The 23194-nt window shown below is 64.4% G+C and carries 27 protein-coding genes; 11 read left to right on the top strand and 16 right to left on the bottom strand.

The genetic code is table 11. The features are described 5' to 3' along the window. Positions 1 to 75 precede the first annotated feature (75 nt). Positions 76 to 675 carry a DUF922 domain-containing protein gene (locus EOC83_RS18340; RefSeq protein WP_063168572.1) on the top strand — a complete coding sequence of 200 codons (600 nt, stop codon included), beginning with the start codon at positions 76 to 78 and terminating at the stop codon, positions 673 to 675. Between the two features lie 166 nt (positions 676 to 841). Here EOC83_RS18340 and EOC83_RS18345 read toward each other — a convergent pair whose 3' ends face one another. Then, complete coding sequence (locus EOC83_RS18345; RefSeq protein ID WP_063168573.1) at positions 842 to 1900, bottom strand: Gfo/Idh/MocA family oxidoreductase; 1059 nt, start codon at positions 1898 to 1900, stop codon at positions 842 to 844. 49 nt (positions 1901 to 1949) lie between these two features. Beyond that, on the bottom strand, positions 1950 to 2654 hold the full coding sequence (locus EOC83_RS18350) for an SDR family oxidoreductase (RefSeq protein ID WP_024501629.1): 705 nt from the start codon (positions 2652 to 2654) through the stop codon (positions 1950 to 1952). Between the two features lie 127 nt (positions 2655 to 2781). On the opposite strand from EOC83_RS18350, the gene gcvA reads away from it, so the two are divergent. Continuing rightward, positions 2782 to 3684, top strand: a complete 903-nt coding sequence (gcvA, locus tag EOC83_RS18355; protein WP_063168574.1) for a transcriptional regulator GcvA — start codon at positions 2782 to 2784, stop codon at positions 3682 to 3684. Between the two features lie 35 nt (positions 3685 to 3719). Here gcvA and EOC83_RS18360 read toward each other — a convergent pair whose 3' ends face one another. Next, positions 3720 to 4451 (bottom strand): 3-keto-5-aminohexanoate cleavage protein, encoded by a 732-nt coding sequence (locus EOC83_RS18360; protein ID WP_063170281.1) that lies wholly within the window; start codon positions 4449 to 4451, stop codon positions 3720 to 3722. 207 nt (positions 4452 to 4658) lie between these two features. Between EOC83_RS18360 and EOC83_RS18365 the strand changes: the two genes are divergently transcribed. Further along, positions 4659 to 4853: a hypothetical protein gene (locus EOC83_RS18365; RefSeq protein ID WP_024501638.1), complete on the top strand. Its 195-nt coding sequence runs from the start codon at positions 4659 to 4661 to the stop codon at positions 4851 to 4853. Positions 4854 to 4907: 54 nt separating this feature from the next. Here EOC83_RS18365 and EOC83_RS18370 read toward each other — a convergent pair whose 3' ends face one another. Continuing rightward, entirely contained in the window at positions 4908 to 7025 is a 2118-nt protein-coding gene (locus tag EOC83_RS18370) for an EAL domain-containing protein (protein ID WP_063168575.1), read from the bottom strand. 137 nt (positions 7026 to 7162) lie between these two features. Next, a complete protein-coding gene (locus tag EOC83_RS18375) occupies positions 7163 to 7264 on the bottom strand; it encodes a hypothetical protein (protein WP_013530742.1) in 102 nt (33 codons plus the stop codon). Positions 7265 to 7519: 255 nt separating this feature from the next. On the opposite strand from EOC83_RS18375, the gene EOC83_RS18380 reads away from it, so the two are divergent. Further along, the gene (locus tag EOC83_RS18380) at positions 7520 to 7969 is read left to right on the top strand and encodes an ester cyclase (protein WP_063170282.1); all 450 of its coding nucleotides are present in this window, start codon (positions 7520 to 7522) and stop codon (positions 7967 to 7969) included. Between the two features lie 60 nt (positions 7970 to 8029). Here EOC83_RS18380 and EOC83_RS18385 read toward each other — a convergent pair whose 3' ends face one another. Both EOC83_RS18385 and EOC83_RS18390 read right to left on the bottom strand, forming a co-directional pair. Beyond that, positions 8030 to 8560: a hypothetical protein gene (locus EOC83_RS18385; protein ID WP_181172688.1), complete on the bottom strand. Its 531-nt coding sequence runs from the start codon at positions 8558 to 8560 to the stop codon at positions 8030 to 8032. Positions 8561 to 8681: 121 nt separating this feature from the next. Beyond that, positions 8682 to 9008 carry a DUF1330 domain-containing protein gene (locus tag EOC83_RS18390; RefSeq protein ID WP_013530739.1) on the bottom strand — a complete coding sequence of 109 codons (327 nt, stop codon included), beginning with the start codon at positions 9006 to 9008 and terminating at the stop codon, positions 8682 to 8684. Positions 9009 to 9184: 176 nt separating this feature from the next. Between EOC83_RS18390 and EOC83_RS18395 the strand changes: the two genes are divergently transcribed. Next, positions 9185 to 9877 carry a helix-turn-helix domain-containing protein gene (locus tag EOC83_RS18395; RefSeq protein ID WP_024501641.1) on the top strand — a complete coding sequence of 231 codons (693 nt, stop codon included), beginning with the start codon at positions 9185 to 9187 and terminating at the stop codon, positions 9875 to 9877. 15 nt (positions 9878 to 9892) lie between these two features. Here the strand turns inward: EOC83_RS18395 and EOC83_RS18400 are convergent, their stop codons facing one another. Further along, entirely contained in the window at positions 9893 to 10291 is a 399-nt protein-coding gene (locus EOC83_RS18400; RefSeq protein ID WP_024501642.1) for a type II toxin-antitoxin system HigA family antitoxin, read from the bottom strand. Beyond that, positions 10291 to 10587, bottom strand: a complete 297-nt coding sequence (locus EOC83_RS18405; protein WP_063170283.1) for a type II toxin-antitoxin system HigB family toxin — start codon at positions 10585 to 10587, stop codon at positions 10291 to 10293. The genes EOC83_RS18400 and EOC83_RS18405 overlap by 1 nt, the downstream gene beginning before the upstream one ends. 130 nt (positions 10588 to 10717) lie before the next feature. On the opposite strand from EOC83_RS18405, the gene ada reads away from it, so the two are divergent. The 4 genes from ada to EOC83_RS18425 all read left to right on the top strand — a co-directional run bounded on the left by ada (position 10718) and on the right by EOC83_RS18425 (position 13515). Then, positions 10718 to 11830 carry a bifunctional DNA-binding transcriptional regulator/O6-methylguanine-DNA methyltransferase Ada gene (gene ada / locus EOC83_RS18410; protein WP_063170284.1) on the top strand — a complete coding sequence of 371 codons (1113 nt, stop codon included), beginning with the start codon at positions 10718 to 10720 and terminating at the stop codon, positions 11828 to 11830. A 12-nt stretch (positions 11831 to 11842) separates the two neighbouring features. Next, positions 11843 to 12070 (top strand): hypothetical protein, encoded by a 228-nt coding sequence (locus EOC83_RS18415; RefSeq protein ID WP_013530734.1) that lies wholly within the window; start codon positions 11843 to 11845, stop codon positions 12068 to 12070. 150 nt (positions 12071 to 12220) lie between these two features. Next, positions 12221 to 12775, top strand: a complete 555-nt coding sequence (locus EOC83_RS18420; RefSeq protein ID WP_063168577.1) for a methylated-DNA--[protein]-cysteine S-methyltransferase — start codon at positions 12221 to 12223, stop codon at positions 12773 to 12775. Continuing rightward, on the top strand, positions 12772 to 13515 hold the full coding sequence (locus EOC83_RS18425; protein ID WP_063168578.1) for a 2OG-Fe(II) oxygenase: 744 nt from the start codon (positions 12772 to 12774) through the stop codon (positions 13513 to 13515). Before EOC83_RS18420 ends, EOC83_RS18425 begins: the two co-directional genes overlap by 4 nt. 24 nt (positions 13516 to 13539) lie before the next feature. Here the strand turns inward: EOC83_RS18425 and EOC83_RS18430 are convergent, their stop codons facing one another. Then, complete coding sequence (locus tag EOC83_RS18430; RefSeq protein ID WP_013530731.1) at positions 13540 to 14139, bottom strand: dihydrofolate reductase family protein; 600 nt, start codon at positions 14137 to 14139, stop codon at positions 13540 to 13542. Between the two features lie 103 nt (positions 14140 to 14242). Between EOC83_RS18430 and EOC83_RS18435 the strand changes: the two genes are divergently transcribed. Then, complete coding sequence (locus EOC83_RS18435; protein ID WP_024501648.1) at positions 14243 to 14659, top strand: helix-turn-helix domain-containing protein; 417 nt, start codon at positions 14243 to 14245, stop codon at positions 14657 to 14659. 121 nt (positions 14660 to 14780) lie between these two features. Next, positions 14781 to 16028: a DNA polymerase IV gene (gene dinB, locus EOC83_RS18440; RefSeq protein WP_063168579.1), complete on the top strand. Its 1248-nt coding sequence runs from the start codon at positions 14781 to 14783 to the stop codon at positions 16026 to 16028. Between the two features lie 9 nt (positions 16029 to 16037). On the opposite strand, the gene EOC83_RS18445 is transcribed toward dinB, so the two are convergent. The 6 genes from EOC83_RS18445 to EOC83_RS18470 form a co-directional block, all read right to left on the bottom strand. Further along, the gene (locus tag EOC83_RS18445; RefSeq protein ID WP_063168580.1) at positions 16038 to 17069 is read right to left on the bottom strand and encodes a cupin domain-containing protein; all 1032 of its coding nucleotides are present in this window, start codon (positions 17067 to 17069) and stop codon (positions 16038 to 16040) included. Between the two features lie 140 nt (positions 17070 to 17209). Further along, on the bottom strand, positions 17210 to 18811 hold the full coding sequence (locus EOC83_RS18450) for an FGGY-family carbohydrate kinase (protein WP_063168581.1): 1602 nt from the start codon (positions 18809 to 18811) through the stop codon (positions 17210 to 17212). Between the two features lie 181 nt (positions 18812 to 18992). Next, a complete protein-coding gene (locus tag EOC83_RS18455; RefSeq protein ID WP_024501651.1) occupies positions 18993 to 19721 on the bottom strand; it encodes an SDR family oxidoreductase in 729 nt (242 codons plus the stop codon). Positions 19722 to 19743: 22 nt separating this feature from the next. Then, positions 19744 to 21003, bottom strand: a complete 1260-nt coding sequence (locus EOC83_RS18460; RefSeq protein ID WP_024501652.1) for an ABC transporter permease — start codon at positions 21001 to 21003, stop codon at positions 19744 to 19746. Then, complete coding sequence (locus EOC83_RS18465) at positions 21000 to 21821, bottom strand: ATP-binding cassette domain-containing protein (RefSeq protein WP_024501653.1); 822 nt, start codon at positions 21819 to 21821, stop codon at positions 21000 to 21002. Before EOC83_RS18465 ends, EOC83_RS18460 begins: the two co-directional genes overlap by 4 nt. Before the next feature lie 96 nt (positions 21822 to 21917). Continuing rightward, the gene (locus EOC83_RS18470) at positions 21918 to 23006 is read right to left on the bottom strand and encodes a sugar ABC transporter substrate-binding protein (RefSeq protein WP_013530723.1); all 1089 of its coding nucleotides are present in this window, start codon (positions 23004 to 23006) and stop codon (positions 21918 to 21920) included. Positions 23007 to 23194 lie beyond the last annotated feature (188 nt).

The following is a 23194-nucleotide window of genomic DNA, read 5'->3' on the forward strand; positions in this document are numbered from 1 at the left end:
CGCAAGCATATAGGAAAAAGCGATCCGATGGCATTGCCCCTTGCGGCAGCCGGTCCTGTTTCGCGGAGAGTTGGATTGAGAGCCTGCATTCGCCTGTGTCTGTCCTTTGCCGCCCTGCTGGCCTTGCCGCTCACCGCTCATGCCGAGTGGAAGCCGGTCGAGAAGATCGAGCCCTACGCGATCTCGGGCCAGTCCGGCGCCGAACTCTACCGCTCGATCGGCGAGAAAGGGCCAAAGCTCGGCATTGCCCGCGCCATCGCCTACACCAATTTCAAGCTGACCTGGGGGCTAAGGGATTACAAGCCCAGCGGCAAGGACTGCGTGCTGACGGCCGGGCGGCCGAAGCTGATCGTCACCTACACTTTGCCGAAACCCTCCCGCTCCCTCCCGCCCGCCGTCCAGAAGAACTGGGACACCTTCATCGCCGGCGTCGCCGCCCATGAGAAGGTGCATGGCGCCAGCATGGTCCAGATGGTCCACGACATCCAAGCCGCGACGGACGGCCTGACCGTCGCCGACGATCCCAAATGCAGCAAGACCAGGGCCGAGGTGGTCAAGCGGCTCGACGCGATCTCGAAGGCGCGGGTGCAGGCAAGCCGCGACTTCGACCGTATAGAATTCGGCAATGGCGGCAATTTGCAGAAACTGGTTTTTTCGCTCGTGACCGGCCCCTGAAGCCACCTGACACGGATCAGGAGGCGGGCACTGATGACTTACCAGGCGCAGCAATTGAAGCTGCCGATCTCCCCCCTTGCGAGGGAGATGGCCGGCAGGCCAGAGGGGAGTCTGACAGAACTCGGCCCCTTCCAGCTACTGCGGTATGGGCGCGAGGTGCGAGCCCTCACCGCGTTTCCGCGTTCGCTCTCAGCTCGGCCCGCTTCTCGTCCGACACCACGGCCAGATCCAGCACCTTCTGCAATTCGGCCGCATGGCGGAAGGACGGTTCGGCCTGCACGCCCGTGCGCACCGCGTCAGTGAAACGCTGGTAGTTGGTCTCCACCGTGCCGGGGTCGAGCTCTTCCCATATGGCGTTCTCGACATTCTCCCCCACGCATGCCTTGAGCGTCGAACCGTCGAGATTGTGCACCACTTCGATGCCGCCCTTCTCGCCATAGATGCGCAGACGCAGTTCGTTGAGATGGCCTGTTGCCCAGCGGCTGGCATGCACCACGCCGAAGGCGCCGTTGGAAAAATCCAGCGTCATGGCGAAGCTGTCATTGGCGTCGAGTCCGTAGTCGCCGATGCGGTTGCCGGGCGCCTTGTCGAAGGCGCGCAGCCGGCAGAAGACATGGTCGATGTCGACGGCTGCGCCATAGCTGGCGAAATCGAGGATGTGGATGCCGACATCGCCGAGCACGCCATTGGAACCGTGGCCGCGCGACAGCCGCCACAGCCATTTCGGATCGGTGCGCCAGTCGCCCCAGAATTTCGACACCAGCCAGCTTTGCAGGTAGGACGCCTCGACATGCCTGACCGTGCCGATCTCGCCCGCTTGCACCATCTGGCGCGCTTTCTGCAGCGCGGCCACATTGCGATAGGTGAGGTTCACCATGTTGACGATGCCGGCGGCCTCGGCGGCATCGGCCATCTCGGTCGCCTTGCCGAAGTTTTCGGCCAGCGGCTTTTCGCACAGCACCGGCTTGCCGGCGGCGATCAGCGCCATGGTGGTCGGGTGGTGGATGCGGTCGGGCGTGACATTGGCCACCGCGTCGAACTCGCCCCATGCCAGCGCCTCCTCCAGCCCGGTAAAGCGGTTGGGAATGTCAAAGCTGTCGGCGAACTCGCCAACCCGCGCCGGATCGACATCGACTGCGCCGACAATGTCGACGCCCTCGATGGCGCTGAAGCGCCGGGCATGTTCCTGCGCCATCCAGCCGGTGCCGAGTATCAAAAGCCGCATTATTTGCTCCTTGGGGTGAGATGCCGGAATCCCCTCCCGGCCGACGCCCTCAAATAGCGCGTATAATGCCGCCGTCGACCCGGATGTTCTGGCCGGTGATGTAGCCGGCGCCCTCCGACGCCAGGAAGGCGATGGTCGCGGCGACCTCTTCCGAAGTGCCGTAGCGCTGCATCGGCACGCTGTCGCGGCGTTCTTCGGTGGCCGGCAGGCTGTCGATCCAGCCGGGCAGCACATTGTTCATGCGCACATTGTCGGCGGCATAGGTGTTGGCGAAGATCTTGGTGTAGGCGGCAACGCCGGCGCGGAACACGGCGGACGTCGGGAACATCGGGCTCGGCTCGACCACCCAGGCCGTCGAGATGTTGATGATGGCCCCACCCTTCTGCTTGACCATCTGCGGCGCCACGATGCGCACCGGCCGGATGACGTTGAGGAGGTAGACGTCCATGCCGGTGTGCCATTGCTCGTCGGTGATCTCGAGGATCGGCGCACGCGGCCCGTGGCCGCCGCTGTTGACCAGCACGTCGATGCGGCCATAGCGCTCCAGCGTCAGGTCGACGAGGCGCTGCAGATCGTCGTTCGACTGGTTGGAGCCGGTGACGCCGAGCCCGCCAAGCTCCTTGGCCAGCGCCTCGCCCTTGCCCGAAGAGGAAAGAATGGCAATCTTGAAGCCGTCCGCCGCCAGCCGCTTGGCCGCCGCCGCCCCCATGCCGCTGCCGCCGGCCACCACCACAGCTACTTTTTCTACACTCATCGGATTTTCCTCTCAGGGTTTGCGGGCACCGCAAGCGGTGTTTTCGGGAGTTGAGCGTCGATATAGCTGGTTTTCCCCGTCGGTTCGAACCAGAATGCCTGAAATCAACCTGTAGAAAAACTACTGCATGCCCGAAACCTTCCTCAGCTTGCCGCCGTTGAATGCGCTGCGCGCCTTCGAAGCCTCGGCGCGTCATCTCAACTTCCGCATCGCGGCCGAAGAGCTCAACGTCACGCAAGGGGCGGTCGCCCAGCACATTCGCGGGCTGGAGGCCGATCTCGGCACGAAGCTGTTCGAGCGGCTGCCGCGCGGCCTGGCGCTGACCGATGAGGGCCGCGCCTATGTCCCCAACATCCGCCGCGCCTTCGACCTGATCTCGGAGGCGACGCTGCTGCTTCGTCCCGAGCCGGCGCGGCTGACGATCAGCGTGACGCCGAGCTTCGCCACCAAATGGCTTATCCCGAGACTGCACGACTTCGTCGCGCACCACCCGCTGGTCGACCTGCGCGTACTGGCCAGCGAAAGCCTGTCGAGCTTCCAGGCCGATGGCGTCGACATCGCGGTCAGGCAGGGCCGCCCACCCTTCGGCGCCGGGCTGGTCGTCGACCTGCTGTTTCCCCAGCAGATCGTCGCCGTGTGCAGCCCGGCCCTGCTGCCGGCCGGCGCGATCGAGATCGCGGCCTCCGAAATCCAGCACCACGTACTGCTGCACGATGCCCACAATCTGTGGCCGGAATTCATGGAAAAGGCCGTCGGCCTGAAGATGACGACCGAACTCAAACGCATGCGCTTCAACCAGACCGGCCTCGCCATCGACGCGGCGGTGGCCGGCCAGGGCATTGCGCTGGCCAGCCGCTTTCTCGTCGCCGCCGACCTCGCCGCCGGCCGTCTGGTTCAGCCCGTCAGCGGCGAAATGCGCGGCACGCAGGATTTTTATGTCGTGATGCCGAGAAAACAGCGCCACCCCGAGCCGACGCAAGCCGTGCGGCAATGGTTGCTGGATGCCGGAGAGCGACGACCTTTGTCGTGAGACCTTCGCACGCACGGAGACGTCAAGCCGCTTGCCTATGAGGCAACGACGGGCGCACCGCGAAAGATCGCCACGGCGGCAGCGACGATTTCCGCATTGTCCTTGGCTGTCTTGCCATCGGCGAGCGTCTTGCCGTCTTCCAGACCGACCCGTGTCGACCAGCGCTGGCGATGCGCAAGCTCGACGAGGGGCCAGACAGTCGTGTCGACGCCATGCAGCAGGATCGGCCGCCCTACCCCGGCGCGCTCGAGTACGGCGGCGATGCCATGCGCTTCATCGAGTGCAGCGGACAGGTCGGGGATATCGATCTCGATCAGAATGCGCAGCACCTGGTTGTGGCCAGGAAGCGCTACGAAGCGCTCGGCATCGGCGACGACGGCTAGCCCCGCCTCGATGCCTACACCACGCTGGCGCAGCAACTCCATCACGGCGGGCGCATCCGGTTCGGACAGGTTGACCGAAGCATAGTCAGGCAGGTCTCGCCAGCCGGCGATCGCCGCTCGGGTCCGCTCGACGTCGTTCTCGGTCCAGGCGCCGGTCGACACGCCAACCAGTGTTCCCGGGCAGGTCCGGCGCACCGCCAGCACCGTGGCGTCGACGGCTGCCAGGCTTTCGCGTCCGTCGGTGCCGCGCGGATGGATATGCAGTTCGGCCGCTCCAGCGGCGACGCAGGCTGCCGCATCGCTGGCCATTGCCTCGGCAGTCAGCGGCAGCTTCGGGTGGAAATCGCGCGGACGCGCGCCGTTGATGCAGGCCTGGACGATCATCGATGTCACCTTGCGCAAGGGGCCGCAGTGTAGCTGTGCGGCGTTGAAACTGCCAATCTCCCCCTCGTAGGGGAGATCGGCAGCTTCAACGCCGCGCGTCTGCTCACAACATTCGGCGGCATTTGAATAAAAGCCGCTTGTGGATATTTACCCGGCGTTCCCTCGTCTCCGGCAAGCTCTTTTTAGGGCGGGATCATGGAGGGACCATTGACCAGCGATTTTTCAGCCGCCCGCATCCACCTCGAACGCGCCTATCATTATCTGCAGGGCAATGACGAGACGAGCCGTGCCGCCTGTGACGCGCTCGATCTGTTGATCGAAGCGGTGACGGAGGCGCAGCACAGGCGACCCGAGGCTGGAGTGCTGGAGTTCCCGCAATCGACGGCGCGGCGAACCGGATAGAAAGTGTCGAGTTTCAGGCCAGTCCGGCCTGGCCTGAAACTCGCCGCACCCGGATCACGATGCCTTGCGGGCCGTCGCTCCCTTGGTTGCGCGCGCGACAATTCGCTCGAGCGGCTCCGGCCGGTGCAGCAAAAATCCCTGGCCGAAGGCGACCCCCATGTCGCTCAACATGGCCAGCGTGTCCTGCCGTTCGATCTTCTCACCGACCACGTCGCAGCCGAGGCTACGGGCAATGCTGGTGATGGCCAGCACGATCTCGCGGTCGAAGCGGCTTTGCGTGATGTGCTCGATGAAGGAACCGTCGATCTTGATCGTGTCGACGGGGAACCGCCGGAGATATTCGAACGAGCTCATGCCGGCTCCGAAATCATCGAGGCCGACCCGGCAACGCCGCTCGCGCGCCTTGCGCACGAACTGTTCGGCGGCATCGAAATTGGTGACGGCGGCGGTTTCGGTGATCTCGAAGCCGATGCCCGAATGCGGCGCCCCGGTTTCTTCTATGACGCTGTCGACGAAGTCCCAAAGCTGCGGATCGCTCAGCGTCTGCGCCGACAGATTGAAGCCAAGCGTCAGCGCCCCCGAACGCAAGGCGGCACCATGCCGCGACAGCGCGGTGCGGATGATCCAGCGGTCGAGCCGCGACGCGATGCCGAACCGCTCGGCCACCGGAATGAACTCGCCGGGTGGCACCAGCCGGCCGTTGCGTGCGGCGAGCCTGGCCAAGACTTCGACATGACGGCTTTCCTGCCAGGGACGGCCCAGAAGATGGATTTCCTGGCCAAACAGCTTCAGCCTGCCGTCTTCCATGGCATCGACGGTATCGGCGACGATGCGCGCCGCGTTGAGGCCACCCGAACCCGATGCCGTATCGGTGGAGAAGACGGCAAATCGGTTTCGCCCGGCGGCCTTGGCCGCATAGCAGGCGTCGTCGGCACAGGCCAGCGCGTCGGCCACCGTCGTGTCGGCGTCATCGACGAAAGCGATACCGATCGAGGCCGCCAGCTTGCGCGACGTGGCCGTCGATCCAAGTTCGGCATCGCGAACCGCGGCAAGTACCGCGTCGGCCAGCCGCCCGGCCTGCGCCGCATCGCAATTGGGCATCAGCAGCGCGAACTCGTCACCGCCCAGGCGCGCGGCATGCGCCGTCGCGGGAAGGCAGCCCAGAATGCCTTGCGCAACGCTTTTCAGTGCCAGGTCGCCGGCCGCGTGGCCGGCAAAATCGTTGAGCGCCTTGAAGTAGTCGAGATCGACATAGAACACGGAAAGCGGCAGCAACTGCGCGGCCGCGATATGATCGGCCAGCAGCCGGTCGAACGCGGCGCGGTTCAAGAGACCGGTGAGCGCGTCATGGCGGGCCGCATAGGCAAGCTCCTGCTCGCGCTGCTTGTCTTCGGTGATATCGCGCACCGTGCCCAGGATCTGCCCCGCCAGCCGGCGGTCCCGGATTTGCGGGTCGGCGATGAAACGCAGCAGGGATTCTATGTGCCGGACCTCTCCGTCGCGCCGCACGATGCGGTATTGCACGGCGGTGACCTTGTCCGTTTCGAGCGGCACCAGATGCGCGCGCGACGCGGCCTCCTTGTCGTCCGGATGCAGATAGCCGAACCAGTGGTCGCGCTCGACTTCGGCGGTGTCGGAGACGAGCCCGAAAATCTCCCTGGTGCGTTGGTCCCAATAACTTTTGCCGCCCGCGAGGTCGTGGTGCCAGATGCCGGTGCCGCTGGCGGCGAGCGCCAGGCGAAACCGCACATTGACCTGCTCGAGTTCGGCCTCGGCGGCCTTCTGCTTGGAGATGTCGGTCTGCACACCCATCAGCCTGAGCGGCTTTCCCATCGCGTCGCGCTCGACGACGCCGCCGCGATCGAGCACCCATACCCAATGTCCCTGCTTGTGCTTCAGCCGCAATTCGGTCTCGATGGCGTCGGTCAGGCCGGCAATGTGGCGGTCGCCGCTGGCCAGCGCCCGCTCGCGGTCGTCGGGATGGGTCAGTTGCAGCCAAAGGTCGCTGGTGTTGGCCAATTCGCTCTCATCGTAGCCTAGCATCCGCGCCCAGGTCGCGGAATAAAAGCAGTCGCCGGTCACAAGATCCCAGTCCCAGACGCCAAGATGCGCGCGCTCCAGGGCTTTTGCCCAGAACGTTCCATTGCGACTTTTCTTACCCTGACGCGCCATCGTCTGCTTCGCCTGCTCCACCGCGGCGCAATCTGCGGCAAAACCAGAGAAGAAACAGTTACCGCGCGGGCGGAGTGTCGACGTCTGATTGGGAGCCCCTGTTCATCAAGGCCGTACCGAACTACTCCAGGCAGCCGTCAATTTCCCCAGGTCGACGACACGACATTGCCCGCCGTCACGCCGGACAGTCTTTCGCGCTTCTCGAGCCTCGGCTTTTCATAGGTCTTCTTCATTGCCATCGCCTTCTCCCGTGGCCATCCGATTTCCAGGGTCTAGCTGAGGCGGGGCAGCCATGCTTGGGCTCAGCGGAACGGGTTCCGGCCCAGGCGGCCCTGCCCGGCGCCGAACCCGCCTTTTCGATTGGCCGGCAGGAACCGGAGTTTTGTGTCTGGCGGATCGTCCTACTGCTGCCCAGGTCAGCGGCGCAAGCCGGTGACCCCTGGATCATCGGCGGCGCCGATGATCCCATGCACGACAACAACAAGGACCTTCCAATGACCAAGCAAGAAGACAACAAGGCCGTCGTCGTCAGATGGTTCACCCACTTCTGGGGTGAACGTTGCGATCTGTCGGTCGTCGACGAGATCGCGGCACCCGACATGCTGCTGAAATATTCGCTGCACGAGCCGCGCCGCGGCCGCGACGACATCAAGGCCTTCATGGCCGACTTCCGCGCCGCCTTCCCGGACCTCAACTTCTGGGCCACCGCCGACCTGATTGCCGAGGGCGACTATGTCGTCGGCCAGTGGGAGGGCGGCGGCACGCATACCGGCCCAGCCTTCGGCGACTTCCTCGTCGGTTCGCTGCCGGCCGCCACCGGCCGCACCATGCGCTTCACCGGCACCACGGTGCTGAAGGTGGTTGACGGCAGGATCGTCGAGGAAATCGGCCTCGATGACGGCGTCACCGCCCTCACCCAGCTCGGTCTGATCAAGACCGCCTGAGGCGATCAGGCAAAACGATCGTTCGGGCCAGGCGGCGTCAATGCCGCCTGGCCTCATTGCTTATTGGCTCGGCGCCATTGCGTGCTCGCATGACACTTTCGGATTCATGTCGGCGAACGTGCCTGTCGGGTTCCCTTTCCAGGCCCAGACATGCAGCTCGTAGAATTCACCCAGGCCATAGCGGTTGGGGGCGCTGTTGAAATTGAACAGCTGGCCGTCCAACGATGCCGGTCCTTTCGAAGTGATGTACTCGACCGCCACCAGCTTCAGCGTGCCATCGGCCATCGGCTCGTACATCACAGCTTCGGGACGGGCGATGTCGATCTTGTCGTCCTTCAGATACTGGCCGTTGACATAGTGGATGCCCATGGCGCCGCCGGTGATGCCGCTGGCACAAGGAATAGGCGCATAGCCCTCTGATACCGCTGCCTTGACGTCGACAAACCGGCTGTTGACAGCCCGCACCTTGTCGGCCAGCGGGCCGGAGGCAGCTTCAGCCGGCTCCTGATGCGCCTGCGCGAGGGTGGTGCAGATTGCCAGCATGGTCCCCGCCATAAGAAGTCCGCTGCGAAAGTTTGATATCATCTTCATTCCATTCTTCTTGAAAAAGCACAGCTGGCCGGCCGCCGAAAATACGGAGGCCCGGCAGGCAAGCGCTGTGGCTGTTGTTGCTTGGAGATCCCGAAATTGATGTAACGGCTACCGAAAAGGATCATCCCTTCGGCAGATACGGGATCGTTCCGGCCAGATCGGTGTTGTCGATCATCTGGAAACGGCTGTCGCTGCCGTCCTGACGGGCCGAGACGAAGGGCGCGTAGGCAGGATCGGTGGTGAAGGCGCGCGCCGCCGCTTCCGACGGGAACGCCATCAGCGCGATCAGCGTGGTATCGAGCGGCTTGCCTTCAAGCGTTTTCACATTGCCGCTGCGCGACAGATATCTGCCGCCATGCTTGTGGACGAGATCGTGCACCGAGGCGGCGTAAGCCGGCACCCACTGCGGGTCGTTTATCTTGATGTCTGCGATAACGTAGGCGGTCATGGTGGTCTCCTGGTTGCGGTGCACAGGCGTATCCCGTGCAACCGGCCAAAAGGCTCGCATGGCAGGACCCTCGCCAACCAGTCCGCGATCTGTACCGGGGCAGTACAGTTTCCGTACTGGCCGCTTCATTCATGAAGGCCTAATATTCGGTCAGGTTTGAGGGAGAGGCACCAATCATGAGCCAGCACGGATACAAACAATTCTGTCCGCTATCGATGGCCGCTGAGGTGCTGTGCACCCGCTGGACCATGGTGCTGATGCGTGAACTGGTGGCCGGCTCGACCCGCTTCAATGATCTTCGCCGCGGCGTCCCCAAAATGTCGCCGACCCTTCTGTCGCAACGGCTGAAGGAACTTGAGATCGCCGGGATCGTCGAGCGCAAGGAAGTGCCGGGCGAAAAAGGCATCTTCGAATATCGGCTGACGGAAGCCGGCCGGGATTTGCGTCCTGTCGTCGAGGCAATGGGCTTCTGGGGGCAGAAATGGGTCGAATCCCGGCTGTCGCTGAAGAACCTCGATCCGTCGTTGCTGATGTGGGACATGCGGCGCAATCTAAACCCCTCGCCGCTGCCTGAAGGGCGCACGGTGATACAATTCCTGTATCAGGATCTCCCGGCGTCCAAACGGTCGTGGTGGCTGATCGTCGAGAAGCACGGTGAGGTCGATCTGTGCTGGTACGATCCGGGCTTCGATGTCGATCTCTACGTCTCGACCGACCTGCACACGATGACGGCGATCTGGATGGGAGTGCTGACCGTCGAGAAGGCCGGCGCCAGGGTTGCCCTGACCGGCGACCAGGCCATCGGCAGGAAGATGCAGACCTGGCTCGGCCTCAGCCCGTTCGCGGTGGAGCCCAAACGCGCGGCTTAGGAGAATCGGTGCATGTTAGGCGCGCCTGCGGCCCCTGTCATTTGCAAGGTGATAGGGTTGCACGAGGACTTCGGCGGGAATTTTCCATTCCTTGTTCAGTTTGAAGACCATATCCAGGGTGAGTGCGCGCTTTTTGTTCAACACCTCGGTCGCCCGGGGTGATGATCCGATCACCTCGGCCAGCGCCTTCCGCGACAGGTTGAACAGTTCCATGTGCGAATGAATGGCTTCAACGGGATCCGGTGCTTCAATCGGGTAGTGCTTATCCTCATAAGCCTCGATCAGGGTTGCGAGAACGTCGAACCGGTCACCATCGAGAGAGCCGACCTCCGGCTCATTTTCGAAATATTTAGTGATTTCGGCGATCGCCCAATCGTAATCGGCTTCGGTCTTAATGGGTCGAATGTTTTCCATCACACCTTCTCCGGATCAATCTTGTCATACTCTTTGTGCGTGCCGACGAATTTGATCAGAACGCGGTGAAACTTGTAGGCGACGTGGACAATCAAACGATACTTGTTGCCGCTAATGTCGAAAATGATGCGATTGTCACCTACGAAATCAACTGTCGCTCCAAACGCATACTTGACGTCAGCCGGGGTCTTCCAATCAGCATTCCCGACAGCCACATACCAAGCCGTCAAAGGAGCTTCGGCCTGATTGTGTTTTGCCCAAAAATCCTTCAGCGCCTTCTTGGCAATTATCTGCATGACCTGATATAGCAAATTCCCAAATTGGGAACAAGAGGATTTTCCCAAATTGGGAAAGGCAAGTGAGGTTCTCCAGGCACTTGTCAGGAAACGGGTGGCGGGGCCGGCTTGTGGTGGCTTCAATGCGGTCATGTTCATCACCCTGGCCAAGAATCTGAAGTCCGCGCCGCTGCAAATCACCGACGATCCGCGCTGGGCGCGCATCGTCGCGCGCGACAAATCCGCTGACGGCGCATTCTGGTATTCGGTGGCGACGACGGGCGTCTATTGCCGGCCTTCCTGTCCGTCTCGGCGCGCCAATCCGAAAAATGTGCAGTTGCACGACACGCTGGACCAGGCCAGGGCGACCGGTTTTCGCCCGTGCCGGCGCTGCGATCCACATGGCCCGTCGCTCGAGGCCGGCAACGCGGCGATGGTCGCCGCTGCCTGCCGCAGGATCGAGCAGAGCGAGGAAGAACCCTCGCTCGCTGAATTGGCTGATGCCGCCGGCCGCAGCGCCGGTTATTTCCACCGCATCTTCAAGGCGGTCACCGGATTGACGCCGAAGGACTATGCCGCCGCACACCGCGCCGCCAGGGTCCGCCAGGGCCTGGAAGACGGCACCAGCGTGACGGCTGCGATCTACGATGCCGGTTTCAATTCGAGCGGGCGTTTCTATGAGAAATCCATTGGTATGCTCGGCATGACGCCGACGCGCTATCGCGCCGGCGGCTCCCATGAAGAGATCCGCTTCGCCGTTGGCGAGACCTCGCTCGGCACCATCCTGGTCGCGTCCAGCCAAAAGGGCGTCGCCTCGATCCTGCTCGGCGACGATCCCGACGCGCTGGTGCGCGACCTGCAGGACCGTTTCCCCAGGGCACGGCTGATCGGTGGCGACCGCGACTACGAGGCGCTGGTCGCCCGCGTCGTCGGTTTCGTCGAGGCTCCGGCGCTCGGCCTCGACCTGCCGCTCGACGTCCGCGGCACGGCGTTCCAGCAGCGCGTCTGGCAGGCCTTGCGCGCCATCCCCGCCGGCCAAACGGTTTCCTATGCCGAGATCGCGCATCGCATAGGCGCACCTAAGGCGGCCCGCGCCATCGCCGCCGCCTGCGCCGCCAACAATCTTGCCGTCGCCATTCCCTGCCACCGCGTCATCCGCAAGGACGGCGCACTTTCCGGCTACGCCTGGGGCGCGGAGCGCAAGCGCGCGCTGCTCGACCGCGAGGCAGCGTCCGACAATGCCAACCGGTCGGTACGGGCCTGACGAGGACCGGCAATGCGCGCGATGGCAAGGTCTCCCACCACCGATGCGAACATCCAGACCCAAGCTGCCGGCAGCCGCCGCGCCCCTGACGCGAAATCATGGGTGATGACCGCCATCGGCCAGATGGTCGATGATGGCAAAGCCGAATGGAGCCGCACCGCAACCGGCGAGGTTGAGTTGCGCCTGTCATCAGGCGAAGTGTTCGTGCTGGGCGAAATTTCCGTCACCCGTGTCGCATGACGTCCTCAGGCGAAGTGCCAATGATCCAAATCAGCGCTCTACGGCGCCGTAGAGCACCTGCCTTGGAGATTCGAATTTGAAAGCAAGCATCGGAGTGAGCGCCAATCAGCACGTGGCTAGGGTTCAGGCACAGACAAAGGAGTGAAGGCAATGAACCTCGTACAAACCAATATTCCGGCGACGGTCACCAAGCTCGCCGCCCTCGATATCATAACCTACGCCATCGGCGAATCCCCGATCGGTAAAATCCTGGCGGCACGCAGCGCTATCGGCGTCTGCGCCATCCTGATCGGCTCGGACGCCGACACACTGGAGCGGGATCTTGGCCATCGCTTCCCGGGCAAGCTACTGGTCGAAGACGGGGCCACCTTGCGCGACGATCTCGCGGCAATCGCGCGCTTCATCGAAATGCCTGGCGTCGGCCTCGACCTGCCGCTCGACCTGCGCCGCGGCACGCCATTCCAGCAGCGCGTGTGGGAGGCGCTCCGAGGCATCCCGTGCGGCGCCACCATCACCTACGCCGCGCTGGCCCAGCGCCTCGGCCAGCCGGACGGCGCCCGTGCCGTGGCGACGGCCTGTGCGGCCAACGCGATTGCGCTGGGCATTCCCTGCCACCGTGTTGTCCGCGCCGACGGCACGCTGTCGGGCTACCGCTGGGGCGTCGAGCGCAAGCGCGCTCTGATCGACAAGGAGGCTACGATATGAATGCCCATGCCAGGGTTGCCGCATCGGCGGTTGAAGCTGCTCGGACGCGTGTCGCGGGTTACGACTGGCCCGCCCTTGCCGCCGAACTCGACGGTTTCGGCTGCGCGGTGATCGAGAAATTGCTCTCGCCCGAAGAATGCCGGGAGATCGCCGGCCTCTATCCCAAAGAAGAGCATTTCCGCAGCCACATCCATATGGCCAGGCACGGCTTCGGCAAGGGTGAGTACCGCTATTTCCGCTATCCCTTGCCGGACCTGCTCGGCGGCCTGCGCAGCGCGCTCTATCCCAGGCTGGCCGAGGTCGCCAATCGGTGGAACGAGCGGATGGGGCAGGCTATGCGTTATCCCGCGACGCATGCCGCGTTTCTCGATCAGTGTCATGCCGCCGGCCAGACGCGGCCGACGCCGCTGCTGCTGCAATATGTGCCTGGCGACTTCAACTGCCTGCACCAGGATCTCTATGGCGACCTCGCCTTTCCGCTGCAGGTGGCGATCCTGCTCTCCGAGCCGGGCCAGGATTTCACCGGCGGTGAGTTCGCGCTGACCGAGCAGCGGCCGCGCATGCAGAGCCGGGTCGAGGTGGTGCCGCTGCGCCAGGGCGACGCCGTTGTCTTTGCCGTCCACAACCGGCCGGTGCAGGGCACCAAAGGCAATTACCGCGTCAACCTGCGTCATGGCGTCAGCCGGCTGCGCTCAGGCATGCGCCACACGGTCGGGATTATTTTTCACGATGCGAAGTGAGCAGGGAGAAGATGGAGGTCCCCCTCACCCCGCCGGTGCATAGCGACTGACCACCATGCCACAGTCATAGGTCTTCGAGCCGAGCAGCCGCAGGTTTCTAAAACCGCCCTGATCAAAAATCCGGCGGCCCGCACCCAGCACCGCCGGGTTGATGAAAAGCTGAAACTCGTCGACCAGCCCGGCCGCAATCAGCGCCGACGCGAAACCGGCGCCGCCGAACACGGCCATGTCGCCGCCCTCGCCCGCTTTCAGCGCATTGACTTCGCGCGGCAGGTCGCCGCTGGCCACGCTCGTGCGCTCCCAGGCCGGCTCCCCGGCCGATTGCTTGAGCTTATCACTGAGCACCACCTTGCGGGCGTCGACGATGCGTTGCGCAAAGGCGTAGAACGGATCGTGCGGAAACTTCTTGGCGGCATTGCCCCAATGGGTGAGATAGCCCTCCTGCGCCATCTTGCGGCTGAGCAGGATGGTATCGACGCCTGTGAAGACAGCGTTGAAGTCCTGCTTCAGCTCATCGTCCCAGGCGCTCTCGTCACCCCACTCCCAGAGCTGCCAGGAATGGTCCTCGGTGGCGCCGACAAAGCCGTCGACCGACATCTGCATCTGCAGGACCAGCTTTTTCACCGTCATTCTCCTCACGGCTATCGCAAAACAGTTTACATTTGGAACTGTTGACGCAAGGCCAAAACGATGTCAATAGTAAAGTGATTTAGAAATGGAACCATAGATGGCGACGCGCGAAAAATCCGACTGCCCGATCAACCTGTCGCTCGAACTCATCGGCGACCGCTGGACGCTGCTCATCATCCGCGACATGGTCTTCGCCGGGAAAAAGCACTTTCGCGAATTCCTGCAATCCGACGAAGGCATCTCCTCGCGCACGCTGGCCGAGCGACTGCAAACGCTTCAGGACGAAGGCATCCTCACCAGAAGCGACGACCCGACGCATGGCTTGAGAACGGTCTACCGGCTGACCGAAGCAGGCATCGACCTATTGCCGGTGCTGGCGACGCTCGGCGCCTGGGGCAGCAGGCACCGCAAGGCCGACGAGAGATTGGCCAGGATTGCCAACCAGTTGGCGGCAGGCGGCGAAGCAGCGCTGGAAAAGATGAAAGCGGCGCTGCGAACGGAGCATAGTGTCTAGGCGGTTGCGTTCAAGCCGAACCGGCATGGCTGTTGCCGCACCCAATCGCTCTTCGCTTGACAACCATCCATCTTTGTTCTTTATTTGTTCTATTCTATCAGCAACTGCGGATGTGCGGTCGATGGAAACGACAGCCACCATCCTGCATGCCGATCTCGACGCTTTCTACGCCTCTGTCGAGCAGTTGCTCGATCCGCCGCTGCGCGGCAAGCCGATCGCGGTGGGCGGCGGCGTCGTGCTCGCCGCTTCCTATGAGGCGCGCGCCTTCGGCGTGCGTGGCGGCATGCCGGGGCGCAAGGCGCGCGAACTCTGCCCGCATTTGATCTTCGTCGGCGGCAATTTCAGCCATTACCAGCGGCTGGGCGATGCGGCGATCAAGGTGCTCGACGATTTTACGCCTGTGGTCGAGCGCATTTCCATCGACGAGGCGTTTGCCGACGTCGCCGGCTGCACGCATCTGTTCGGCTCGCCGCAGGAGATCGCGACAACCATCCGCCGCCGCGTACGGGCCGAACTCGGCCTGCCGATCTCGATCGGCGTGGCGCGCACCAAGCATCTGGCCAAGATCGCCTCGCAGGTCGCCAAACCCGACGGGCTGGTGGTCGTCGAACCCGGCACCGAACTCGCCTTCCTGCATGATCTGCCGGTCGGACTGATGTGGGGCGTCGGCCCGGCGACCAGGGCGCGGCTGGCCGAGATCGGCGTCGAGACCATCGGTCAACTGGCCAGGACGCATGGCGGCGCGCTGACGCGCCTGCTCGGTCCCGCCGCCGGCGAAAAGCTCGCCGCCCTGTCCTGGAACCGCGACCCGCGAAAGCTGGAGACGAAGCGCCGCGCGCATTCGGCCGGCGCCCAATCGGCGCTTGGCCAGAAGCCGGCTATGGCACGGGTCATCGTGCCGACACTGCTGCATCTGGCCGACCGCGTCGCCAGCCGGCTGCGCGCCAAGGCAAGGCCCGGCCGCACGGTGACGGTACGCGTGCGCTTTGCCGATCTCCGCGCCGTCACCCGTTCGATCACGCTTGACCAGCCGATCTCGGCGACCGCGATGCTGGCCGAGATCGCCGGCGATCTGGTGCGCGGCCTGCTTGCCGACAATCCACAGGAGAAAACGATCTCGCTGCTGGCGATCTCGGTCTCGCATCTTGAGGAAAGCTTCGAGTTACAGCTCGACCTGCCGCTTGGCCTCGCCGACGAGAGGCGCCGGCCCGGCACGAAGAAGGGCCTAGCACGCTTCGACGCCGACCGCGCCATCGACAAGATCCGCGAGCGCTTTGGCAAACAGGCGGTCGGCTACGGCACGGTGGCGCTGGAGGCGGCGCGCTCGGTTCCCGACGAATTCAGGGAGTTGGCGGAGAAGGAGCTGTGAAGCCGGGGGCTACTCCATCTCTTCGCCGTCCCAGTACCGCCTCACCGCTCCCATGTCGAAAATGCCGTCGCGCCGGCGCAAGGCGTCGACCGCCATCTTGTTGGAATCTGGATAGACGCAGACCTCGTTGGGATTTTTCTCGCCGATCATCAGGTAGCGGCACGGCCCCGTGCCGCTGTTGAGGAAGGAATGCCCGACCGCCAGGCCGGCCGGAAAGCAGACATAGTCGCCGGCTTTCATTTCGTGGCGCTCCTCGCCAAGCAGCAGCGTCACCTCCCCTTCCAGGATCAGCGCATGCTCCTCTTCCAGCATGTGATAGTGCCGGGGCGCCAGGCGCATGCCGGGCGCCGGCGCTTCGATCAGCATGCCGACATGATAGTCGGAGCGTCCCAGCGCGGCATAAGTCAGGTGCCTGGACCGGCCGCCGAACCGCGGGCCTTCGCCTTCGACCTTCCATTCGACAGCATCGCTGGCGATCGGCGGGATCGGCGCGGCCGGGGGTTTGGTGACACCGGCCGTCACATCCGACGGCAGCGGATCGCCGGCGGTAAGGCCGGTGTTCTCGCCGTCCCAGTAAGTTCGGATGGCTGCGAGATCGAAGATCGCGCGGCGGCCCAGGGCGCGTACCAGCACCTTGTTGGAGGCGGTGTAGACGACCACTTCATTCGGGTTGCGCTCGCCGACGATGACATAGCGGCACAGTGCGTCGCTGGTATTGATCAGGCAATGCCCCGCCGCGGCACCGGCGGGAAAGCAGATGTAGTCGCCGGACTTCATGGCATAGGCCGCGTCGCCGACATACGCGGTAAGCGCCCCTTCGAGGATGAAGACATGCTCTTCCTCGAAAATATGGTAATGCGCCGGCGAGGACTGCTTGCCAGCCGGAAGCTCCTCGATTGCCACGCCGACACGGTGTTTTTCGCCAAGGGCAGCCAGCGACAAATGCCGGTAGCGCAGGCCGAAGCGTGGCACATCGGACCATTCCGTCCACGGCACCTCATCCGATGCGAATGGTAGCGGCGGTTTAGCTTCGTCCACCATTAGGGCCTCCTGGTCCTGTCGCCCTGCCCTCGTCGCGTGCTGCTGGAGGGTCCACGACAGAACAAAGCTGCCAGCTTCCGGCTAAACCGCCAAGCGGTGTTCGCTACGCTCCTGACAAAGCCGGACAGAAGCCGCGCGCTTCAGCCTCGGATGGCCTTGCCCGCCTGCTGCAGCAATTCGAACGCCGCGAAGCGTTTGGCATGCCAGCCGGCCAGCGTAGCGTCGGGATGATAGACCTCGCCGAGTTCCGACATGCCGGCCATCGCCGCCGCCACATCCTTGTAGGCACCGGCGGCGACCGCGCCCAGCATCGCCGAGCCGAGCAGCACCGGTTCCGGCGAGGTCGAGGCCACCACCACCATGCCTGTGGTGTCGGCCAGCAGTTGGCGCACCAGCGGGCTTTGGCCGGCGCCGCCACTGACCACGATGGTGTCGACGGCAATGCCTTTCTGATGTTCGGCCTGCACGATCTGGCGCGCGCCGTAGCCCAGCCCGCAGACCCCGGCGACATAGAGCCCGACCAGGCTGTCGAGGCTGGTGTCGAGATCGAGCCCGGCGATCAGCGCGCGCGCGTCCGGGTCGGCGAAGGGCGCGCGGTTGCCGAGGAACTCCGGCACGACATGGATGCCGCCGACCAGGGCCGGCGTGGCCGCGGCTCCATTGCGGCTTTGCGCCTGCAGCGACAGCCAGGCGCTGAGACTGAGCCCCTCGGCTTGCGCTTTGGCGGTCGCTTCGCCGGCTGCAGGATGCATGCGCACCAGATGATCAATCGCAGCACCAGCTGCCGACTGGCCGCCCTCGTTCAGCCACAGGCCCGGCACCATGGCCGAGAAATACGGACCCCAGACACCGTCGACGAAGGCCGGCTCGGCGGTCGACGACATGGTGCAGGCCGAGGTGCCGAAAACATAGGCCATGCGCGACAGCACGCTGCCGAAATCGCCGCGCGCGCCGACCGTGCCGACGCCCCCGGCATGCGCGTCGATCAGTCCGGCCGCCACCGCGGTGCCGGGGTTGAGACCAAGGTCTGCTGCTGCCTGCGCGGTCAATCCGCCGCCGAGTGCGGCACCGGCCGGCACGATCTCGGTGCCGATGCGCGCGAATGCCTCGTCGGCCAGCGCGCCGAGGCCGATCTTGCGGAAATACGTCTCGTCCCAGCGGCTCTCATGCGCCAGATAGGTCCATTTGCAGGTCACCGTGCAGACCGAACGGGCAAGGCTGCCGGTCGCCCGCCAGGTGAGGAAATCGGCGAGGTCCATGAACTGCCAGGCGGCGTCGAAAGTGGCGGGCAGGTTTTCGGCCAGCCACAGGAGTTTCGGCGTTTCCATCTCCGGCGAGATGACGCCGCCGACGTAGTTCAACACCGCCTCGCCACTGCGATTGATGCGGCGCGTCTGCTCGACCGCGCGATGATCCATCCAGACGATGATGTTGCGTTCCGGATTGGCGGACTTGCTTACCGGCAGCGGCACGCCGCCCTCGCCCAGCACCACCAGCGAACAGGTGGCGTCGAAGCCGATGCCGGCGATCGCCTCGGGCGCCACGCCCGATTGCGCGACCGCTTCACGCGTGGCCGCGCAAACCGCCCGCCAGATGTCGTTGCTCGACTGCTCGACAATGTCGCCGGCCTCGCGCCAGACCTCGATGTCCCGTTTGGCCGAGGCAAGCAGGGTTCCCGTGTGGTCGAACACCCCGGCCCGCGCGCTGCCGGTGCCGACGTCGATGCCGAGGAAGTGGGACATTGGGGGAAACCTTCGGTTTAAGGCAGTAGGGGAGTAGGGGAGTAGGGCAGTAAGGCAGTACGGGAATAGGAGATGGTGGCTTGGCTCGGGCCCGGGCATTGAACGGCAGAGCAATCCTACTGCCCTACTGCCCTACTGCCCTACTGCCCTACTGCCCTACTGCCCTACTCCCCTACTCCCCCTAGAGATCATTGCTCTGCGGCAAAATCACCAAATCCCTTATCGTCACATTGCGCGGCCGGGTCAGCATGAACATCACCGCTTCGGCCACCTCGCGTGGCTGCATCAGGCCGCCGGCGGCGAGTTCCTCTTCGAGCTTGGCCTTCGGCCAGTCGTCGACCAGTGCCGTCACCACCGGGCCGGGCGCCACGGCGCCGACGCGCAGGCCGTGCTTGGCGACTTGCCGGCGCACCGTGTGGACGAAGGCCTGCACGGCGTGCTTGGAGGCCGTGTAGATCGGTTCCCAGACCACCGGGACCAGACCGGCGATCGAACTGGTGACGATGATGTCGCCGGTCTTGCGTTCGATCATGTGCGGCAGCACCGCCTGGATCGAACGGAAGCAGGCATTGATGTTGAGGTTGAGCATGCGATCCCAGACGTCGGGATCGCCGGTCGCCACCTCGCCGCCGACATAGGCGCCGGCATTGGCATGGAAGATGTCGAGTTGGCCGGCCTTCTCCAGGATTTGCGGCATCATGGTGGCGACGCTTGCCGGCTGCATCAGGTCGATCACCAGCGGGATCGCTTTGGGGCCGAGTTCGGCGCACAGTTTGTTCAGCGTCGCCTCGGCGCGGTCGACCAGCACCACGGTGGCGCCGGCCGCCAGCATATGCCTGGCGCATTCGAGGCCGATGCCTGACGCGGCACCGGTGACGGCGGCAACTTTTCCGGACAGTTCTTGGCTCATGTCTTGCTTCCTGTTGATGGGTTCAGGCCCGGCCATGCGAGACACGCGAGCGGCGTGCCAGCGAGTCGACGATGACCGCGATGGCAAGCACGGCGCCGGTGATCATGTACCGAAGCGACGAGGACAGATCGAGCAGCGTCAGGCCGCTGGCGATCGACTGGATGACGATGATGCCGAGCAGTGCCGAATAGGCGCTGCCCCTGCCGCCGAACAGGCTGGTGCCGCCTATGACGGCCGCTGCGATGGCGTTGAGGTTGACGTCGCCCGTGCCGGCCTGCTGGCTGGCCGAGGCCAGGCGGGCCGCCGACAGCACGCCGCCGAAAGCCGCCAGCATCGAGCACAGCACGAAGGCGCTGGAATAGATCAGCCGCACATTGATGCCGGCGCGCCGCGCCGCCTCGCGGTTGCCGCCGACCGCCGACATAGAGCGGCCCCATTTGGTCCGCGTCAGCGCGTAGTGCATCGATATGACCAGGCCGACGAACAGGCCGAACATCCACGGAATGCCGCGCGCCTGATTGAGATAGAAGACGATGAGCTCGAGAATGACCGTAATCACCACCGCGCGCGTGACGAGCCCGCCGGTCGACGGCGCCGACAGGTTCGCGGCGCGGCGGCGCGCGACGGTGCGCAGGCCGGTGATCAGCATGACGATGCCCGGCACGGCCGCCAGAGCGAACGAGACGAGTTTGGGCATCATCAGCAACTGGCCGAAATTCACCAGGTTCGAGCCGTAGGGCAGGTTGATCGAGCCGGTCGAGCCGAGGATGTAGAGCTGCAGGCCAAGCACCGCCAGCAAGCCGGCCAGCGTCGAGACGAAGCTCGGCATGCCGAGCCGGTTGAACAGCAGCGCATAGAGGGCGCCGATGAAGCCGCCGACGGCAACAGCGGCCAGAATCGCGAGCGCCACCGGCCAGCCCTGGTTGACCCACAGCGTGCCGACCATGGCCGAGGCAAAGCCGCTGATCGAACCGACCGACAGGTCGATCTCGCCGACCATCAGAACGCAGACGATGCCGAGCGCGATGACGCCGACGGTTGAGCAATCGAACAGCAGATTGACCAGATTGCTGCTCGACAGGAAGATCGGGTTGATGCTGGCGAACACCGTCCAGATGATGACCAGCCCGACAATCACTGGCAGCGAGCCGAGATCGCCCGAGCGGACCCGGTCGAAGAACCGGCGGATGGCGCCGCCGATCCCCGCCTCGTGCTTGACGCGCACATCGGCGCGGTCGAGCTGCGGCGGCACGGGGGCGGCCTGTTCGGCTTCGCGGCTCATGGGCGTGGCTCCTGGGTCTGGTCTTGCCTGGCCTGCCTGCGCTCGGCGCGCCGCGACACCGAATTGTTCGAGGCGCCGGTGATGGCGCTGACCAGTTCCTGGTTCGAGGCATCGGGCGAGAAGATGCCGTTGTTGCGGCCAAGCCGCAGCACGACGATGCGGTCGGCGACGGCGCGCACGTCTTCCATGTTGTGGCTGATGATGACGACGCCGAGGCCGCGGTCGCGCACCCGCTCGATCAAATTGAGCACTTCCGCCGTCTGCGCCACGCCAAGCGCTGCCGTCGGCTCGTCGAGCAGGATGAGCTTGGGTTCGAGCAGCAGCGAGCGCGCGATCGCCACCGTCTGGCGCTGGCCGCCCGACAGTGAAGCGACCACTTCGCGGACACTCGGGATGCGCGCCGAAAGCTCGTTGAGCAGCGTCCAGGCGCGCACTTCCATCGCCACCTCGTCCAGCCGCAGCGGGCTGAGTTCGCGGCCAAGGAAGATGTTGGCGACGATGTCGAGGTTCTCGCACAGCGCCAGGTCCTGGAACACGGTGGCGATGCCGAGCGTCAGCGCGGCACTCGGATCGGCAAGTGTCACCTGCTTGCCGCGAAAACTGATCGTGCCTGAGCTCGGCTGATGCACGCCGGCCAGGATCTTGACCAGGGTCGACTTGCCGGCGCCATTGTCGCCGACCAGCGCCACCACTTCGCCTGCATGGACATCGAGATCGATGTCGGTGAGCGCCGAAACGGCGCCGAAATTCTTCGAAACGCCGCGCAGGCTGAGCACCAGCTCGCCTGCCGGAACCGGTTCGTCCGAGGTATCGGTCATGCCAGGAAGCCTTTCAAAACCGGTTCAAAAATTTCGCATGAGCGCTGCCTGGCCACCACGCGGGTGGCCAGGCAGCGGAGCGGGCAAGGGTCGCGGTCAGTTCCCGATGCCCAGCTTCTTGCAGCCTTCCGCGTAACGATCGACGCAGAGCTCGGCCGCGGTGTTGATCTTCTTGTCGATGATCTCGGCCTTCAGGTTTTCCTGCGTCACAACAGCCGGCGTGAACAGCTGCGAGGGCGTATCGTACAGCGTCATCTCGGCCTTAGGCGTCTCGCCAGAAAGTAGCTTGATGGCGATGTTGGCGGCGGCCGCCGCCACGATCTCGCTCGGCTTGGAGATGGTGTTGTACTGGTCGCCGGCGATGATCAGTTGCAGTGCCGCGATCGTCGCGTCATTGCCGGTCACCGGCGGCACCGGATCGACGCCGGCCGCCTTGAAGGCCGCGATGGCGCCGCCACCGGTGCCGTCATTGGCGGCAACCACGCCGAGGATTTTCGGGCCGAAGCGGGTGATCTGGCCGCCGGCCCATTGCTGCGCCTTCGGCGGCGCCCATTCCGGCGTGTCGTATTCGGCCAGGATCTTGTAGCCGCTGTTGTCGAGGCCGGCATGGATGCCCTTCTTGATCAGGCCGGCCGCCGCGTCGGTCGGCGAACCGTTGATCTGTAAAACGCCGCCGGTGGCCGGATCGACCTTCAGCGCCTTCAGGTGCTCGACCAGCGAATCGGCGATGGCCTTGCCGATGCCTTCATTGTTGAACGAGACATAGAAGTCGGCCGGCGCTGTCGGGATTGGCCGGTCATAGGCTATGACCTTGATGCCCTGGCTCTGCGCCAGCTTGACCAGCGAGGCGGCGGCGGTCGAGTCGACGGGGTCGAGCACAATCGCCTTGGCGCCCTGCGAGATCACCGAGTTGAACTGCTGCTGCTGGCGCGAGGCGTCGGCATCGGCGTTCTGGTAGAGCACCTTGCAGCCCGGGCACAGCTTCTTCATCTCGGCGGCGAAGCCGGGATAATCATGCTGTTCGTAACGGGTCGAGGCCTGGTCAGGCATCAGGAAGGCGACGGTGGCGTCGGTGACTTCGGCTGCCTTGGCGATAGCGGCGGTGCCTGCCAGCAGCGACAGCGCAAGCGCTGCCATGCCGGCGGACTTGCCAGTGGACTTCAATGAAATTGAAAGTTTGGTCATTCGGTCTTCTCCGTTTCTGGATATGTTGTAAGAAGGTCGTGACTGCTTTGGTGGTCTGAAGACACCCATCCACCCTCGCCCCAATTGAAGGGGTACCAGGGTCCGGCGCTGGACTTTCGAGCCGCGCCGACGTCCTCCGCCGACGGAGGAATTCGAGACAAGCGTTCTCCATCACGAACCGCTCAACG

Origin of the sequence: Mesorhizobium sp. Primo-A (assembly GCF_003997175.1) — a bacterium.
Lineage (GTDB): Bacteria > Pseudomonadota > Alphaproteobacteria > Rhizobiales > Rhizobiaceae > Mesorhizobium > Mesorhizobium ciceri.

Excerpts from the sequence above, each read along its gene's own strand:
- EOC83_RS18345 (WP_063168573.1), bottom strand. The coding sequence starts at position 1,900 with ATGCGGCTTTTGATACTCGGCACCGGCTGGATGGCGCAGGAACATGCC.
- EOC83_RS18350 (WP_024501629.1), bottom strand. The coding sequence starts at position 2,654 with ATGAGTGTAGAAAAAGTAGCTGTGGTGGTGGCCGGCGGCAGCGGCATG.
- gcvA (WP_063168574.1), top strand. The coding sequence starts at position 2,782 with ATGCCCGAAACCTTCCTCAGCTTGCCGCCGTTGAATGCGCTGCGCGCC.
- EOC83_RS18360 (WP_063170281.1), bottom strand. The coding sequence starts at position 4,451 with ATGATCGTCCAGGCCTGCATCAACGGCGCGCGTCCGCGCGATTTCCAC.
- EOC83_RS18370 (WP_063168575.1), bottom strand. The coding sequence starts at position 7,025 with ATGGCGCGTCAGGGTAAGAAAAGTCGCAATGGAACGTTCTGGGCAAAA.
- EOC83_RS18375 (WP_013530742.1), bottom strand. The coding sequence starts at position 7,264 with ATGGCAATGAAGAAGACCTATGAAAAGCCGAGGCTCGAGAAGCGCGAA.
- EOC83_RS18380 (WP_063170282.1), top strand. The coding sequence starts at position 7,520 with ATGACCAAGCAAGAAGACAACAAGGCCGTCGTCGTCAGATGGTTCACC.
- EOC83_RS18385 (WP_181172688.1), bottom strand. The coding sequence starts at position 8,560 with ATGAAGATGATATCAAACTTTCGCAGCGGACTTCTTATGGCGGGGACC.
- EOC83_RS18390 (WP_013530739.1), bottom strand. The coding sequence starts at position 9,008 with ATGACCGCCTACGTTATCGCAGACATCAAGATAAACGACCCGCAGTGG.
- EOC83_RS18395 (WP_024501641.1), top strand. The coding sequence starts at position 9,185 with ATGAGCCAGCACGGATACAAACAATTCTGTCCGCTATCGATGGCCGCT.
- EOC83_RS18400 (WP_024501642.1), bottom strand. The coding sequence starts at position 10,291 with ATGGAAAACATTCGACCCATTAAGACCGAAGCCGATTACGATTGGGCG.
- EOC83_RS18405 (WP_063170283.1), bottom strand. The coding sequence starts at position 10,587 with ATGCAGATAATTGCCAAGAAGGCGCTGAAGGATTTTTGGGCAAAACAC.
- ada (WP_063170284.1), top strand. The coding sequence starts at position 10,718 with ATGTTCATCACCCTGGCCAAGAATCTGAAGTCCGCGCCGCTGCAAATC.
- EOC83_RS18415 (WP_013530734.1), top strand. The coding sequence starts at position 11,843 with ATGCGCGCGATGGCAAGGTCTCCCACCACCGATGCGAACATCCAGACC.
- EOC83_RS18420 (WP_063168577.1), top strand. The coding sequence starts at position 12,221 with ATGAACCTCGTACAAACCAATATTCCGGCGACGGTCACCAAGCTCGCC.
- EOC83_RS18425 (WP_063168578.1), top strand. The coding sequence starts at position 12,772 with ATGAATGCCCATGCCAGGGTTGCCGCATCGGCGGTTGAAGCTGCTCGG.
- EOC83_RS18435 (WP_024501648.1), top strand. The coding sequence starts at position 14,243 with ATGGCGACGCGCGAAAAATCCGACTGCCCGATCAACCTGTCGCTCGAA.
- dinB (WP_063168579.1), top strand. The coding sequence starts at position 14,781 with ATGGAAACGACAGCCACCATCCTGCATGCCGATCTCGACGCTTTCTAC.
- EOC83_RS18445 (WP_063168580.1), bottom strand. The coding sequence starts at position 17,069 with ATGGTGGACGAAGCTAAACCGCCGCTACCATTCGCATCGGATGAGGTG.
- EOC83_RS18450 (WP_063168581.1), bottom strand. The coding sequence starts at position 18,811 with ATGTCCCACTTCCTCGGCATCGACGTCGGCACCGGCAGCGCGCGGGCC.
- EOC83_RS18455 (WP_024501651.1), bottom strand. The coding sequence starts at position 19,721 with ATGAGCCAAGAACTGTCCGGAAAAGTTGCCGCCGTCACCGGTGCCGCG.
- EOC83_RS18460 (WP_024501652.1), bottom strand. The coding sequence starts at position 21,003 with ATGAGCCGCGAAGCCGAACAGGCCGCCCCCGTGCCGCCGCAGCTCGAC.
- EOC83_RS18465 (WP_024501653.1), bottom strand. The coding sequence starts at position 21,821 with ATGACCGATACCTCGGACGAACCGGTTCCGGCAGGCGAGCTGGTGCTC.
- EOC83_RS18470 (WP_013530723.1), bottom strand. The coding sequence starts at position 23,006 with ATGACCAAACTTTCAATTTCATTGAAGTCCACTGGCAAGTCCGCCGGC.